At 52.6% G+C, this 15,131-nt stretch carries 13 protein-coding genes; 11 read left to right on the forward strand and 2 right to left on the reverse strand.

Going from position 1 to position 15,131, the window contains the following annotated elements; translation table 11 throughout:
• Positions 1-177 precede the first annotated feature (177 nt).
• Genes AC27K1_RS08250 through sctV form a run of 3 tightly spaced genes read left to right on the forward strand, consistent with a single transcriptional unit; the run spans position 178 to position 3,023 of the window.
• Positions 178-570 (forward strand): hypothetical protein, encoded by a 393-nt coding sequence (locus tag AC27K1_RS08250; RefSeq protein WP_487149728.1) that lies wholly within the window; start codon positions 178-180, stop codon positions 568-570.
• Between the two features lie 3 nt (positions 571-573).
• The gene (locus AC27K1_RS08255; protein ID WP_487149729.1) at positions 574-900 is read left to right on the forward strand and encodes a hypothetical protein; all 327 of its coding nucleotides are present in this window, start codon (positions 574-576) and stop codon (positions 898-900) included.
• Positions 901-926: 26 nt separating this feature from the next.
• Positions 927-3,023 (forward strand): type III secretion system export apparatus subunit SctV, encoded by a 2,097-nt coding sequence (gene sctV / locus AC27K1_RS08260; RefSeq protein ID WP_487149731.1) that lies wholly within the window; start codon positions 927-929, stop codon positions 3,021-3,023.
• Positions 3,024-3,071: 48 nt separating this feature from the next.
• On the opposite strand, the gene AC27K1_RS08265 is transcribed toward sctV, so the two are convergent.
• On the reverse strand, positions 3,072-3,611 hold the full coding sequence (locus tag AC27K1_RS08265) for a GNAT family N-acetyltransferase (RefSeq protein ID WP_487149732.1): 540 nt from the start codon (positions 3,609-3,611) through the stop codon (positions 3,072-3,074).
• 232 nt (positions 3,612-3,843) lie between these two features.
• Between AC27K1_RS08265 and AC27K1_RS08270 the strand changes: the two genes are divergently transcribed.
• The 4 genes from AC27K1_RS08270 (at position 3,844) to AC27K1_RS08285 (ending at position 8,463) form a co-directional block, all read left to right on the forward strand.
• Entirely contained in the window at positions 3,844-6,042 is a 2,199-nt protein-coding gene (locus AC27K1_RS08270; protein WP_487149733.1) for a S8 family serine peptidase, read from the forward strand.
• Positions 6,043-6,302: 260 nt separating this feature from the next.
• Positions 6,303-6,737: a hypothetical protein gene (locus tag AC27K1_RS08275; protein WP_487149734.1), complete on the forward strand. Its 435-nt coding sequence runs from the start codon at positions 6,303-6,305 to the stop codon at positions 6,735-6,737.
• Between the two features lie 133 nt (positions 6,738-6,870).
• Positions 6,871-8,265, forward strand: coding sequence for a sodium:proton antiporter NhaD (gene nhaD / locus AC27K1_RS08280; RefSeq protein WP_487149735.1), 1,395 nt, complete (start codon positions 6,871-6,873; stop codon positions 8,263-8,265).
• A 51-nt stretch (positions 8,266-8,316) separates the two neighbouring features.
• A complete protein-coding gene (locus AC27K1_RS08285; RefSeq protein WP_487149736.1) occupies positions 8,317-8,463 on the forward strand; it encodes a hypothetical protein in 147 nt (48 codons plus the stop codon).
• 98 nt (positions 8,464-8,561) lie between these two features.
• Here AC27K1_RS08285 and AC27K1_RS08290 read toward each other — a convergent pair whose 3' ends face one another.
• On the reverse strand, positions 8,562-9,017 hold the full coding sequence (locus AC27K1_RS08290) for a hypothetical protein (RefSeq protein ID WP_487149738.1): 456 nt from the start codon (positions 9,015-9,017) through the stop codon (positions 8,562-8,564).
• A gap of 193 nt (positions 9,018-9,210) precedes the next feature.
• Here AC27K1_RS08290 and AC27K1_RS08295 point away from each other — a divergent pair, with 193 nt between their 5' ends.
• The 4 genes from AC27K1_RS08295 (at position 9,211) to AC27K1_RS08310 (ending at position 14,914) form a co-directional block, all read left to right on the forward strand.
• Complete coding sequence (locus AC27K1_RS08295) at positions 9,211-10,596, forward strand: OmpA family protein (RefSeq protein WP_487149739.1); 1,386 nt, start codon at positions 9,211-9,213, stop codon at positions 10,594-10,596.
• 72 nt (positions 10,597-10,668) lie between these two features.
• Positions 10,669-12,210: a hypothetical protein gene (locus tag AC27K1_RS08300; protein ID WP_487149740.1), complete on the forward strand. Its 1,542-nt coding sequence runs from the start codon at positions 10,669-10,671 to the stop codon at positions 12,208-12,210.
• Entirely contained in the window at positions 12,207-13,034 is an 828-nt protein-coding gene (locus tag AC27K1_RS08305) for a hypothetical protein (RefSeq protein WP_487149742.1), read from the forward strand. The genes AC27K1_RS08300 and AC27K1_RS08305 overlap by 4 nt, the downstream gene beginning before the upstream one ends.
• A gap of 554 nt (positions 13,035-13,588) precedes the next feature.
• Positions 13,589-14,914: an ATP-binding protein gene (locus AC27K1_RS08310; RefSeq protein ID WP_487149743.1), complete on the forward strand. Its 1,326-nt coding sequence runs from the start codon at positions 13,589-13,591 to the stop codon at positions 14,912-14,914.
• Positions 14,915-15,131: the final 217 nt, after the last annotated feature.

The raw sequence follows: 15,131 nt of genomic DNA on the forward strand, positions 1-15,131 counted from the left end.
CTGTCATTTGGCGGGACGGTTGATCGCTTATGGGGTTTCTCCGCCAGATTGTTGATCGCAAATAGCAAAAAGGCTGGATTTCAGCGGTTCCGGACAGCGGGGATTTTCACGGGGCTTCTAAACTTTTAAGAAGGCATAACTGCCCGTTTCTTGTATGGATGCAGGACGACGCTACGGATGGCAATGAATCTGGACATCAACCGCGGTCTGACCGGGATCAGCTACCTGACGGATACGTCTGAACTGCCTGAACTTGGTGCTTCCCGAAAAACCACCGTTTCCACTGCCAACAGTTATTCCGTCGCCGATAACGTGGGTGATGCCCTGGGCTATGACAACCAGGATAAAAAGCTCGCAGATTTCGCCCGTAATGCGGTGAGGCACCAATACAATGTGTCTGAGCATAAGGACAACCTGAAGGCGACAAAAGAATTCATTAGCGATGTGTTGAACAGCGATATTCCTGATGATGACAAGGCTGTGCTCAAGGCAATGCTGACGGAAATCGAACAGGATGAACTGCTCTTCCAGGATGCACAGATGCGCGGTCTTGTGCTGATAGCGGTGTAACGCATGGCGACAGAGATTGATCAGGCGAAGATCGACTGGCTGTTGACCCAGGCCTACACCAAGATGCGTCACCGTCAGTATAAAAGCAGCCTGGCGCTGCTCCAGGGATTGCGCGTTCTGGCGCCGGATCATCCTGAAGTTTACCGTATGTTGTCCTACACCCTCCTGCAGGCGGACCAGCCTGAAGAATGCCTGCAGATGGTCGATAAATACCTGCAATATCTGCCTTCAGCTGCGGACGATGAAGAGATCCGCTGGATAGAGGCCAGAGCCAGGTTGCGGCTGGATAAAACTGCGAACGGAGCCCAGCAAGGCGAAACTTCCGATTAACCGCCGTAGTCGACCGGCAGGGGACCATGAGCAGCCTCAGGATCAATTCAATTCTACAGGGTATAGGTGCCCGCAAGGATGTGATGCTGGCGATTCTGCTGGTATCCATTATCGTCCTGATTATCCTGCCCGTGCCGACGGTGCTGGTGGATGTGCTGATTGCCACCAATATGGGCATATCCGCCATCCTGTTGATGACGGCGATTTACCTGAAGTCTCCGCTTGAGTTTTCGACCTTCCCATCGGTTTTGCTTGTAACGACGCTGTTCCGACTGGCGCTGTCCATTACCACCACCCGTCTGATCCTGCTGCAGGCGGATGCCGGCCAGATTGTATACACCTTCGGTAATTTCGTGGTCGGGGGGAACCTCATTGTCGGGATGGTTATCTTCCTGATTATTACCATTGTCCAGTTTCTGGTTATCACCAAGGGGTCTGAACGGGTGGCGGAAGTCAGCGCCCGTTTCTCTCTCGATGGTATGCCCGGAAAGCAGATGAGTATCGACGCTGACATGCGTGCCGGTTCCATCGATATGGATGAAGCCCAGGCGCGTCGTGGCAGGGTAGAGAAAGAATCCCAGCTTTACGGCTCCATGGACGGTGCCATGAAGTTCGTCAAGGGTGACGCCATTGCCGGCCTGATCATTATCTTTATCAACATCGGTGCGGGCGTCAGCATCGGTGTGTTCCAGATGGGCATGACCTCCGGTGAAGCCCTGCAGCTATTCTCGATCCTGACCATCGGGGACGGACTGATCGCACAGATTCCAGCACTGCTGATCTCGATAACGGCCGGTATTATCGTCACCCGGGTGGCCAATGAAGATGCCACGGATCTGGGTAACGAGATCGGCAGCCAGCTGATGAACAAACCCAAGGCGCTGCTGGTAGGTGGCGGCCTGCTGCTGGGTTTTGCCACGGTACCCGGTTTTCCTACGCTGACGTTTTTGTTCCTTGCGGCGCTGGTAGGCGGTGGCGGATTGATGAAACTGCGCAAGTTGCGCCGTGAAGAGCTCCAGGAAGATGAGGGCGGTATTCCCGCCATGGCCGCGGCGGCGGATGGCAAGCCTGACAAAAAGCAGCGTCTGGACAAGCAGGAAGAATTTTCTCAAACCCTGCCTTTGATTATTGATGTGCCGACGTCGTTGCAGAATCGCCTCAATACGTCAGAGCTCAACGAAGAACTGCTGAAGGTCCGGAAGGCACTTTATATGGATCTGGGCGTGCCTTTCCCGGGTATTCACCTTCGCTTCAATGATGCCATCGAGGATGAGCATTACAAGATTCTGCTCAACGAAGTACCGGTTGCCAACGGCCATTTCCGGCAGGGCTTTGTGTTTGCCCGGGAGCAGGCTGAACATCTGGATATGCTCAAAATTCCCTATGAAATGGGTGAACCTTTTATTCCGTTACTGGATAGTCTCTGGGTACCTGACTCTAAAATAGACGCGCTGGATAACGCTGGCGTTAATTACATGAGTGATTCGAAGATCCTCACCCATCACCTGGCCTTCGTCCTCAAGAAATATGCGGAAGACTTTATTGGAATCCAGGAAACCCGCTACCTGCTGGAAAAAATGGAAGATACCTTTGGCGAATTGATCAAGGAAGTGCAGCGTCTCATCCCGGTCAATAAGATCGCGGAAATCTTCCAGCGACTGGTTTCCGAGGATATTTCCATCCGGAACCTTCGAACCATCCTGCAATCGCTGGTGGTCTGGGGGCATAAGGAAAAAGAAGTCGTGCAGTTGACGGAGTATGTCCGGGGTAGCCTGAAACGCTATATCAGTTTCAAGTACAGCAATGGACAGAATATTCTGCCCGTCTATCTGCTGGATCAGGATCTGGAAGATACCATTCGCAGCGGTATCCGGCAGACATCAGCCGGCGCCTACCTGGCTCTCGATCCAACGGTAACAGCACGCTTTGTGGAAGTGGTAAAGCAGACCATTGGCCGTATCGGCCACCTGGACAACAAGCCGGTGCTGATTACTTCCATGGATATCCGTCGTTATGTGAGAAAGCTGCTGGAAGCGGAAGTCTATGAACTGGCGGTTCTGTCCCACCAGGAATTGACGGAAGAAGTGACGGTACAACCACTGGGCAGAATTTCCCTGACCTGATCAGGTCTGGCGTCATTCAGAGTTCGTGGAGTGGGGGTTCAGGCTTTTCTAGTGAATCGTTGGATAGTTGTCCTCATCCAACCGTGCATAGACATACTGGTCGTAATATTTGCCATTCTTGCAGATGTTTTTACGCAATACGCCTTCCAGCTGAAAACCACATTTCACCAGCACTTTCTGGGAACCGATGTTGTATTCAATAACATCTGCGAACAGCCGCTTGATGCCACGCTTTTTGAACGCATATTCCGCCACACTGTTAACCGCCCTGGTGACGATGCCCTGTCCCCAGTATTCCTCACTGATCCAGAAGCTTATCTCGGCGCTGTTCCGGTGCACATCGCCCTGCACAAGGAAGCCAATTTCTCCGATAGCCTCTTTTTGGGTGGCAATGGCAAAGCGGCTTTCTGCTTCATGCTCCTTGGCGTGTTGAATCCAGTGACGGGCATGCTCAATGGTGTAGGGCACCGGGAAACTTTCGCGCTGGTTGACCGCGATATTGGGATTGTCCCCGTGTTTGGCCAGTCCGGATGCATCGCCATACAGCAGGCTGCGGAGTGAGACGTCGTCGGTGAGCTGGATGTCCATACAGCTGATACCTCCTGGATACAGAATCGTTATCAAGGGGAATATCGGCAGTCGCTGGATTCAGTTTATGGCCGGATGCTGTGATTCTGCAGTGGTTGTACTGCCTTGCGTCGTAATGTCATTCATGTTGTTGGGCTGGTCAGGAGAAATCGCCTATTTTTATTGCGTCATAAAGGCAAGGGGGACGCGTTAGGTCGTACGTTTCACGACCTGTCAGAAAGAGGTTTCAGCCATGTTGTCAGTCAAAGGGCGGGTAGGGAAGGTGTTGTGGTTATGCAGGTTCGGGATCCTGGTTCTCTGGCCCGTGATACTGTTTGCCCGACAGCAGAATATCGGAACCGACAGGTTGATTGTGCGATATGCCAGCCCTGTCCTTTACCAGGTGGATGGAGGCGTCGGGGCGCTACCACAGTATCCCGGTGCGGATGCGCAGTTACTGGCGTCAGCCAGCGCCCATCGGACAACGGCTGCAGGGGCCAGTGTTGTGCAGCTGTCCGAACGGTTACCGGTGTCTGAAGCGGAGGCGCTGTGCCGTGAGCTTGAGCGGCAGCCAGGCATCCTGTCCGCTGAACCGGATTATATCTTGCAGCATCAGTCCTGGTCAGACGATGAACAATTGCCGATTCGGGTCAGCCAGCAGTGGCATTATAACTGGGAGTGGGAGAGTGGTATTAACCTGTCCTGGTTTATGACACAGGGGCAGGGCGTGACTGTTGCCGTCATTGATACCGGAGTGATGCCTCATCAGGACCTGGTGCCAAACCTGTTGCCTGGCCATGATTTCATCCGCAATCCGCCAGGACTGCCAGTCGTCCCGGAGTCTGCCGGAGCCAGCCGTTATTCCCCGTCAAAGCGGGATAACGATTTCAGCCGTGCCTATGATCCCGGTGATTACGCCCGATCAGGCCTCTGCGGTGAGGATCTCCAGGGAAGGCCTGTTCCGCCGGAAGACCGTACCAGCAGCTGGCATGGCACCCATGTGGCCGGCATCATTGGCTCGGCGGGCGATGGACGTGGAAACGGGATTGCCGGTATCGGCTGGAAGAGCCGCATACTGCCGGTGCGGGTGCTGGGCGCCTGTGGCGGCTATACCTCGGATGTGACAGACGCCATGCTGTGGTCAGTGGGGCTCCCTGTGGCGGATCTACCCGGCAGCACCACGCCGGCAGACATACTGAACCTCGGGCTGGCAGGGGTTGGTGCCTGCTCGGGAGTATTGGCCGAGACAATCGAAAAGGTTCGGGAGACTGGGGCGATTATCGTGACTGCCGCAGGCAACCAGGGACAGGATGCCAGTCAGGTGATTCCGGCAGCCTGTGACGGGGTGATAACGGTTGCTGCTATGCAAGAATCAACCCTGATTCGGGCATCGTATTCCAATTTTGGCACGGCTGTTGATTTGTCCGCGCCCGCTGGTGAAATATCCGTGCCCCGAGAGGATGACCCTCCGCCGCAGGCGCGCGGCATCTATTCCACCTCGAATGCCGGTACCTTGCGCCCGGGAATCGATAGCTATGCCTATCGAACCGGCACCAGTATGGCGGCAGCTGAAGTATCCGGTGTACTGGCGCTGATGAAGTCCGTGAACACCACCCTGACGCCCGATGAACTGACCAGTCTGCTCACCGGGTCAGTTCACCTTTACCCCGAAGGCAGGATTTATTATTTAAACGAGTGCAGAGTCGGTGTGTGCGGTGCTGGTATTTTGCAGGCTGAAAAAGCTGTCAACGCCGCATACGGAGCCTATACCGGTCACAGGGATACATTACGTAAAGGAGAAGCGCAGCGTGATATCGTGGTGACCGCGCGTGAACCGAGGTATTTCACGCTTGAGCTGATTGAGCCGGTCACCAACCTGACTGTCAGCCTGGCAAAGACGTTTGATACCGAGTATGAGCCCGAACTGTACGTACGTCATGGCCAGCGGCCAACAGTGAATGATTTTGACTGCAAGACCCTGAAATTACAGTGCCGGTTCGATGAGGCGGGCGCAGGGATATGGCATGTCATGGTGATGCCTTATGGTCAGCACGGGTCGGTGAGAGGGTTATCCCTGGTGGCTGATTACGATGGGGAAGAGCAGCACCCGCCGTTAATCGTTGGCAACCAGGTCCGGATGACGATTCCCGGCCACACCCCCCGCGGTGTGACTGGCAGCCTCTATATTGCCGGTGAGGGCAGGGGCGCGCCGGAGCTGGGACTGGACATCACGCATCCGCACCGTGGGGATCTTCAGGTGACCCTGGTCAGTCCGGATGGTCAATCCTGGCGGGTCAGGGATGTTGATTCGCAGGACGTCGGCGCCAATCTTCATTATGCGGGGCCGGTAGCGCTTCAACCCGAAACAATCCAGGGCGTCTGGAAGTTGCAGGTCGCTAGCCCCTTTGGCGAGGAAGGGACATTGAATCACTGGCAGCTGACATTCCGCTGATTCAAAAAACAGGCAGGGGAGAAAATCAGACGGCTATCAAGCTGATTTGCTTAAAGGAAAGTTATTCTCGACCTGTTCTTCCGTGGCGCTGACGCGTCTGCTGGTTCTTGTCACAGTAATCGCATCCCTGCTGGATTTCATGACATTCAGCAACAAAAAACAACACAATTAGCTTACAATCTGCGCCCTGTCGCGGGATAAGCAGGCAGTCAACAAGGCGGCTCAGAGGGAGCCGCCTTTTCGATTGTAGAGTGAACAGAATGACCATCGAACAACAGGTCAGTGTGTGGCGTTACTTTATGTCCAACTATTCGGAATCTGGCTTTAAGAAAGTACAAGTGACGGCAAGGGGAACCAGCAAACTGGAAAGGTTGAGTCTTGGGGGGCACTGCAACGTAGGCATTACCGATGCCGTGTTTATCCATGAGACAGCGGTTTTTCCGGTCACAAAATTCACCACCAGAGGGACGGCCAATCTCAATCCGCTGGCGATGAAGATTAAGGGAGATCCCCGTAGCTTTATTAATGAAGCCCTGTCCAGGAACGAAACAACCAGAGAGCGAGTCTTTTCAGGACAGAATCATTCTGCGATTGTCGGCCTGCACAAGCCTCATTATCACGTCAATGGCAACATCCTGATGAAAGGGATGAACGACAGACAGGCGCCGGTTGAGGATCAATTGTCCGGCGCTTGATTCCAACCCCCCTGATTTGCCTGTTAACGGGCAGAGATTTTCATCGTATGGCCACATTGGCTATGCGGTGACCTTTTAATGTGTTCGTGGTTTGACATGGCCTGCTTCGGGCCGGATTGGATGAGTCCATATCATGAGTATTTGGGTAAAAGCGTTAATGTCTTTATTCCTGCTGACGGGAGCAGGGCTGGCACAGGCCGCTGGCGGCAATGGTGCGGTGCTTGGCGCCACGGGGGAACCGTTGGCGTACCTGTGTATCGCGGTTTTTGTGGTGGCTTATATTGCCGTCATTGGTGAGGAAGTGTTGCATCTGCGGAAGTCCAAGCCTGTGATTATGGCGGCTGGGATCATCTGGGCGCTGATCGCCATTATCGCCCGGGATCATGGTGTCAGTAAGGATGAAGTTCATGCGGCATTGATCCATGTATTGGTGGAATACAGTGCCCTGTTCCTGTTCCTACTGGTGGCGATGACTTATATCAACACCATGGAAGAGCGGCAGGTATTTGCTGCATTACGCGCAAAACTGATTCAGCGGGGATTGAGCTTCCGGCAACTGTTCTGGGTAACCGGCGGACTGGCATTCTGCATATCCCCGGTGGCGGATAACCTGACCACTGCATTGCTGATGGGCTCAGTCATCATGGCCGTGGGCGCTGGCAATAGTCGCTTTATCACCATGGCGATGATCAATGTCGTGGTAGCGGCCAACGCGGGTGGCGCATTCAGTCCCTTCGGTGATATCACTACCCTGATGGTCTGGCAGGCCGGAAAAGTCGATTTCTTCGGTTTCTTCGCACTGTTCCTTCCGTCGCTGACGACGTTTTTGGTGCCTGCGTTAATCATGAGCCTGTTCATACCGGCAGAAAAACCGGTCAGTGTGGATGACAATACGGAAATCAAGCAGGGCGGATTAGTGATCTGTGGCCTGTTTATGTTGACGATCATCCTGGCGGTGAGCTTTGAGAAACTGCTTGGGTTACCGCCCTTCATGGGCATGATGACCGGCATGTCATTACTGATGTTTTATACCTGGATGCTGAAGAACGGCCACCGGTTGTGGGGAAAGAGAGTCGCCAAAGATGCGATACGGGGCGAGCTGGATTTCTTCCTGAAAGTCGCCAGGGCGGAATGGGATACCCTGTTGTTCTTCTTCGGTATCCTTTTTTCCGTGGGCGGTCTGGGATACCTGGGTTACCTGGAGCTTGCCTCCGCTACCATGTATACCGATCTGGGACCTTCGATCACGAATATCCTGGCGGGTGTGGTGTCTGCGGTGGTGGATAACATTCCGGTCATGTTCGCCATTATCAGCATGAGTCCGGAAATGAGTGAATTCCAGTGGTTGCTGGTCACCTTGACGGCCGGTGTCGGCGGCAGCATGTTGTCGATCGGCTCTGCTGCGGGTGTGGCCTTGATGGGGGCAGCCAGGGGCAACTATACCTTCATGGGGCATCTGCGCTGGTCGTGGGCGATTGCCCTTGGTTATGCTGCCAGCATTGGTATGCATTTCCTGGTGAATGGCTAAGCCGGACTTAACAAGCAACGACTGCTATCCAATGTGATCGCAAGAAGATTAGTGAATGTCCCGAGCTTATCGGGCAAACGTATACGCTTCGGTGGCCGGTTCGATAGCTATGTCTATCGAACCGGCACCAGCATGGATGTGGTCATGGTATCCGGGGTGCTGGCGCTGATGAAGTCAGTGAACAACACCTGCCGCTAATGTGTGGAAACCAAGTCCGGATGATGAATGTTTCCGAAGAAGGTTGAGGCATTTGCCAACGTGGGCTGATATGACGCTTGTGTGGGTCGGGTTTACGCCTAACCCAGCGCATGTAAATACCAGTTCACTCCCCAGACACTCAGGAACGTCACAATAATCCCACCGAACGTGATCCAGAACTGGCGGGAGAAAGTGGATAACTCCAGTTTCAGGCCTGCTTCCACCAGCTTGATCTCCCCCCTGATGTCCTTGATTTCTCCCCTGATGTCCTTGATTTCGCCCCTGATGTCATTGACCTCACCCTTGACCTCCTGAATCTCTCCCCGGGTTTCCTGAATTTCCTTTTTCATGGAATGGATATCCTTCCGCACTTCTTCCCCCAGGCCCGTGATGGCGGCCTCGGTGCGAAACTGCATCTGAAGCAGGGTTTCCTGCATCACCAGCAGGTCTGATTTTGTGGCGACATGCTCGGGGGAGAGACTTTTGTCGAGCTGGTTTGCCAGTTCCGCATCAATGCCGAGGCGCGTGAGTTCGTTGAAGAGATTTTTCGCCATAATCCTTACCGTCGCGTTGTTGAAGCATTTTACCGGTGACAACAAGCGTAGTGGCTTTTATGAAAAACGCTAATAGCCGTCTCTTCCGGGATGACATGAACCTGAACCTGCCTTGAATGGGAAGGGCATTTACTGTAAAAGTTGCGGTTGGACGACATGGCTCGTTTAATTGCAATACCCAGGGAAAAGGTTGATGTTGAATAAAAAGAAAACAGTGCTGTCGCTTTCTATAGCGGCTGCAGTTGGCTTGTCTGGTTGTGCGTCTCTTGAAAATTATACGAACTATAGCGGCACAATAACCGGTTGCCTGAGCGGCGCAGCCCTTGGCTATCTCGCCGATGGTGAAAAAGGCGCCTACGTCGGTGCGGCTGTTGGTTGTGCTGCCGGTTTCCTCTGGGATAAGCGGCAGGCAAAGATTCGGGAAATCGCGGCGGCCCATGAAGCCGCCCAGGCCACGGAGATTGACAAGGTTTCGATAACATCAGCCTCCGGGGATAACACCCCGTTAAAGGCTGAAGTCATGTCTGCGAGCTACGCCAAAGAAGAAGTGTTTGCCTCTTCATCAGCCCGGTTGACTCAAAAAGGGAAAAAATTCTATCGGGAATTGGCAAAAACCTACCAGGCGGATGGTAACAAGCTGCTGATTATTGGCCATGCTGACGCGTCCGGCTCCGCCACCTATAACCAGCGACTTTCTGAAAAAAGGGCGAAATCCGTTGCCGGATTCCTCATGTCTGAAGGGATTGCTGAAGACCGGCTGTACTACCAGGGCGCCGGTGAATCGCGGCCGGTGGCTGACAACAGTACGGCCCATGGACGCACGCTTAACCGCCGCGTTGAGATCGTCGAACTCAAGGCCGGTGATAAAGCCACACCGGTTCAACAGGAGCAGATGCTGGCCAGCTATAGCCGGAAACAGAAGGCTGACCAGAGAAACATTATCGCCTATGGCAAACCGGCGACCTCAGCAACAAAACCGGCTGCCTCTGGCAAGGCGGCGGTCGACTTTGGCGGCAAGCCGGCTGACCGGAATTCCAGTCTTTACGCGCTGCTGGGTGAACCCAAAAAGGGACTCAGCTTCAGCCTGTTTGAAACGGCGTACGCCGATGAGGACCTGCGGCGTCGCGGTAACTGCCTGCAGGATGAGCCAAGAATCAGTGGTAACCTCAAGCGTTTGACGGATGATTCCGCCATCCACTATTCCACAGGCGATTACATGCGGGGGATGAATAACGCTGTCTGGTTTAACAAAGTCAATGGCCACATGGTTGCGTTGTCTCCTGTTGCCGTGCTTGCGGATGCCTCCAGCGTGAGTCAATCGCCCAGGGTGAAATTGTATAAAAGCGGTTATGGGACTAACAGTAAGCCGGATTACCAGGTCCCAACCCGTGTCAATGTCTATGACGGTGAAGATGCCCTGCTCTACCGGGTCTTTGCCAAAGACAACAAGGCGCCTTTCCAGTGTATGGATATTGTATTGCCAAAATCAGGGCAGACGGTTGCCAGGGCCGGGGAGCTGTTCTATTCAAGCGGCCAGGAAACGCTGGTAGCCTCTTACCAGCCAAAACGCATCAAATAAAAAACAATAAACGGACGTTCACATTTTTACTGTGAGCTTTTCAGGACAATACCCAGAACAATAAGGATTTTCATGGACGCTATTTTTTCAATGCTTAACGAGTACCGGCTGCTGGTTGGTTTGCTGCTAAGCATCATGACCACTGCGGTAATGATCATGCTGTGGTGGGACAAGGTTTCTTTCTGGTGGTTGAACACCTGGTACAAATTCCCGCTGATCGGCAAGACAAAACGGCTTTCCCGTGATTACCAGTCGTCTACTGCCCGCGATGGCGCAGACTGGCTCGCCAGTGAGGATACCCTGTGTGCCGATTTTGCCAAACACTACAGCAAGATCGACAAGGACGAAGAGCTTTTCAGGAAAAGTCAGGACTACCTTGCCAAGGCCGATGAGATCGGACGGAACAATCTCCACTTTATGGGGTGGCTACTGATTGCCGCGCTGGTGTTTGTCGAGGCCATGGGTTTCAGTTATGTCCTTTCCGGATATACCATCCCGGGCGCCTCTGAAAACCTGCAGAAACAAGGGGCGCTGGGCATTGCCTTTATCATATCCGTGCTTCTGGTGGGACTGACCCACTGGACCGGGCACGAACTTCATTTCAACTCTCTGGTCAAAAAGGCCAAATCCTGGTGGAAACAGGATCGTCAGCGGGACAAGAATATCGCGCCGCTCAGGCCGGATACCAAGATTACGCTGGATAAGACATTGAATGACGACGCCGCGCCCCAGTGGCAACAGCTGGTGAATCGTCTGACGACAAATCATACTGTCAATGCGAATTATACCGTTACCACGATAACAGCCATCGCCATTCTGGTTATTGCTGTGCTGGCAACGTTTGTACGGGGACAGGTGCTGGAAAAACAGCACATAGAAGAAGTTGCCATGATGGGGCAGGCCACTGCTTCACAGACGCTGTCCGATGACCCTTATGCCGATGCAATACCCGCAGATTTGCTGGCTGAACAGTCTGAAGCGGATACAAAGGCGAAAGAGGATGCCTGGGAGCGGGAGAAAAAAGGCGGCTGGGGAACCTTTATCTTCCTGGCATTTTTGTTTGTGTTTCTGCAGATTTTTGGTGTCCTGATCGGTTACAAAACAGGGTTTGCTGGTAAAGAATCCAAAAAAGCCAGAAAGGAAATAGGCAACTTTAAAAGTGAAAGGGAGTTTAAAAACCATTACACCCGGCTGAAGCAGCAGCTTGCCCGAACAGCGCAGAAACAGCTGACGGACCTGCAGCAGAAAATGTATGCCCGGGCCGAGAACGAAAGCTGTGACGCTGAACAGACCCGGGTTCTCAATGATTCGGGCAAGCGTACTTTCCTCGCCTATATCGACCATGCGGAACAACAGGAATCCGAACATTATGTGCAAAGTGCCGCCAAGGATATTGAGCGGGATTCCCGTATAGAGTCTATCGCCCAGCAGCCTGTTGATCCGCTTTCCCAATCCGAGACCAGGGAAGAGACACCTGAAGAGATGGAGGCGCGGATAAAGGCTGAAATACTGGAAAAAATGGCAAAGAAAAAGGCGCAGGATGCCAAACGGGAAACCGAAGAAGAAATGAGAGCACGCCTGGAGCGCGAGATACAGGAGGAACAGCAGGCATGAGATTTCACACGGTAACCGCGTTCGCTGCCATTTTGCTTTCATCGTTTGGTCATGCCGCCGAGCGCAATGATATCCCCGGCTGTTATGAATATGCCGGCGTGGACAGAAAGCTCGCCCAGGCTGATGCGTCCCGCAGCCTGACGGTCGCTGTCGATGGCACTTTTTCTCCGGATGTAAAGCTCAAGCGATCTGTCCATGAAAAAGTGCATGACTACCTGAAACCCGGCGACCGGATTACTGTCCTTGGCTTTTCCGCCTATGTTGGCGACAACTACACGGAGATCAAGTTCAGTGGCCAACTGGATGGACGCATTGCCGACCGGGACAGTATCAGCAAAAAAGCACTGCAGAAGTTCGATGCCTGCATCGGTAAGCAGCGTGCCTTTGTTCGGAAAAAGATTGATGAGGCGATCAAGTCATCGTTCAAATCCGATGACGTGTCTGTCCCCAAAACAGAGTTGATCAGCAACATATCCGACCTTGTTGCCCCGATCGTGGCTGCAGATCCGGCGTCTGATAAAAAGTTGCTGCTGGTCTCGGACATGCTGGAAAACTCAGACATCACCAGTTTTTACAAAGCCGGTGGGGTCAGGGAGCTGAACCCTGACAGTGAGCTGGCCAAGGTGGTCCAGGCCCAGATGCTGGCCGACTTTTCCGGAGCCAGTGTCTATATCATTGGCGCAGGATGGCTGGCGGATGATTCCCGTGGCTACAGGGGCGGGAAAACCATGAGGCAAATCAAACACTTCTGGCGTCTCTATTTTGCCGAATCCAATGCGGACCTGGTGGGTTTTGGTCAGCCTGCGCTCCTGATGGAGCTTTAGTGAGTGCCTGGGCAGAATTCATCGCATATTTTGCCACCCGGAGCCCACGGTGCGTGGGCTTGCTGGCTGATAAAGTCCAAGTCTGGAGGCTGAATAAAACACTGCCTGATCATAGTACGGCCAGGCAGTGCCGTTAATTTTCTGGAACCTGTTTGCCGGCTCTGTTGCCTAACTGTGAGGCTGTGTGACATAGGCAATTGTGTCGGTAAACGAGCCTGTCTATAACATGCTGAAAGATATGGAATTCAAATATGTGTTTGAATTGCATGGTAATAATTAAGTCGGTAAATAGATTTCCTGATCTCATAAACCAGTCGTGCAATGGTTGAGAATTAGATGCAATGAGGGAAATCCCCTTGTTGCCAGGACTGACAGCATCAGGCTGGATAGTAAGGTAGCCCTGCTTAGAATAGGGTGCGTAAAGGAGTCATGGATGGCTTCTTTTACACGCCGTATCCCATTTTTGTGGATGACAGTGTAAATAAGTCTACTACGCCGTATTTGAAAACCAGTAATTGCTAAAGTGTTACTGTAATTTGGGCTACAGTAATAATATGAAATTTTATAAACGTGAAAGCGAAATTTCTCTGTTACGAGATTGGAGCGAGGCGGCCGCCAGTCAAAATACAGGGCATATGTCACTGGTAGTAGGTCGGCGGCGGGTAGGAAAGACTGCTCTGCTAAACCGGGCGTTCAGTGGCGCGCCCTGCTTGTATCTGTTTGTTTCTCGCAAACAGGAATCCCTGCTATGCGAAGAATTTACCGATCAAATACGGGCCGCACTCGATATTCCCGTGTTTGGAAAGCCTACCCGGTTACGGGAGATCATGGAAATCCTGCTCCAGTACAGTCAGTCAACGCCGCTGACAGTAATTTTGGATGAATTCCAGGATCTCTACCGGGTAAACAAGGGATTTTTTTCTGAGTTGCAGGATCTTTGGGATCGCTACAAACCAAAATCCCGCATGCACTTGATTTGCTGCGGTTCACTCTACAGCCTGATGACACGTATTTTCCAGGATCAACGTGAACCGTTATTTGGTCGAGCAGATCACCGGATTAACCTTCAGCCATTAAATCCCCGGTACATTGCTGAATTACTCCGGGATACCGGGCGCTTCTCTCCGGAACGGCTGCTGAGCTGGTACATGCTTAGCGGCGGTGTGCCAAAGTACCTGGAATGGTTGTCTCAATCAGATAAAGGCACCGAACTCTGGCCCAGCCTGATTAACGAGCACAGCCTGATTCTGGAAGAAGGGCATTACCGGCTTGCGGAAGAATTTGGTCCTGAACACGGCATCTATTTTTCCATCATGGGCGCTATTGCAGCCGGCAAGACCAGTCGGCCTGAGATTGAGTCGGTTCTGGAAGCATCGGTTGGACCTCATCTTGAGCGGCTGGAAAACGAATTCGATATCCTCAGTCGTCATACACCCGTATTGTCCAATCCGGGGACCAGGCTGGTGCGTTACCGGATTCGGGATGCGTTTCTGGCCTTCTGGTTCCGGTTTATTTATCGCTATCGAAGCGCGGTTGAAATTGGTAATTATGCGTTTATCTGTCAGGCGATTGAGCGCGACTACTCGACCTGGAGCGGTGCATGGCTGGAACAAATTATCCGTGAATGCCTGGCTGATAGTGGCAATTTCAATGTTATTGGTAGCTACTGGGAGCGTGGTAACCAGAACGAGATTGATATCGTTGCGCTGAATGAGCTGGATAAAAGCGCCATAATTGCAGAGGTCAAACGAAATCCTGCCAATATCCGCCTATCCAGACTGGAGGAAAAGTCCTTTCGGCTACGCCAGAAGTTGAAAGGTTATTCCGTTGAATTAAAGGGATATTCAATGTCAGATCTTGAACGTATGATGGAACTGTAATAATCGGATTTGCCAATCAGGCTGCATGAAGAGTGGGGATCAGTTCAGAGCACGAGCTATTAGAACCCTATTTCAGCAGCTCTCAATTTTGGGTGATGTTTCAAACCGTTGACAGAGACTGGAGAGGATATCCAATACCGAGGGAGTAGTAACAGATGAGATGTTAAAGGTGGCTTCACTATCAACAGATGTGATACACGACCCAACTTTGAGAGTT

It is taken from the genome of Kistimonas ophiarachnellae, assembly GCF_057552235.1.

Coding starts and splice junctions, on each gene's coding strand:
- AC27K1_RS08250 (WP_487149728.1), top strand. CDS start 178: ATGGCAATGAATCTGGACATCAACCGCGGTCTGACCGGGATCAGCTAC.
- AC27K1_RS08255 (WP_487149729.1), top strand. CDS start 574: ATGGCGACAGAGATTGATCAGGCGAAGATCGACTGGCTGTTGACCCAG.
- sctV (WP_487149731.1), top strand. CDS start 927: ATGAGCAGCCTCAGGATCAATTCAATTCTACAGGGTATAGGTGCCCGC.
- AC27K1_RS08265 (WP_487149732.1), bottom strand. CDS start 3,611: ATGGACATCCAGCTCACCGACGACGTCTCACTCCGCAGCCTGCTGTAT.
- AC27K1_RS08270 (WP_487149733.1), top strand. CDS start 3,844: ATGTTGTCAGTCAAAGGGCGGGTAGGGAAGGTGTTGTGGTTATGCAGG.
- AC27K1_RS08275 (WP_487149734.1), top strand. CDS start 6,303: ATGACCATCGAACAACAGGTCAGTGTGTGGCGTTACTTTATGTCCAAC.
- nhaD (WP_487149735.1), top strand. CDS start 6,871: ATGAGTATTTGGGTAAAAGCGTTAATGTCTTTATTCCTGCTGACGGGA.
- AC27K1_RS08290 (WP_487149738.1), bottom strand. CDS start 9,017: ATGGCGAAAAATCTCTTCAACGAACTCACGCGCCTCGGCATTGATGCG.
- AC27K1_RS08295 (WP_487149739.1), top strand. CDS start 9,211: ATGTTGAATAAAAAGAAAACAGTGCTGTCGCTTTCTATAGCGGCTGCA.
- AC27K1_RS08300 (WP_487149740.1), top strand. CDS start 10,669: ATGGACGCTATTTTTTCAATGCTTAACGAGTACCGGCTGCTGGTTGGT.
- AC27K1_RS08305 (WP_487149742.1), top strand. CDS start 12,207: ATGAGATTTCACACGGTAACCGCGTTCGCTGCCATTTTGCTTTCATCG.
- AC27K1_RS08310 (WP_487149743.1), top strand. CDS start 13,589: ATGAAATTTTATAAACGTGAAAGCGAAATTTCTCTGTTACGAGATTGG.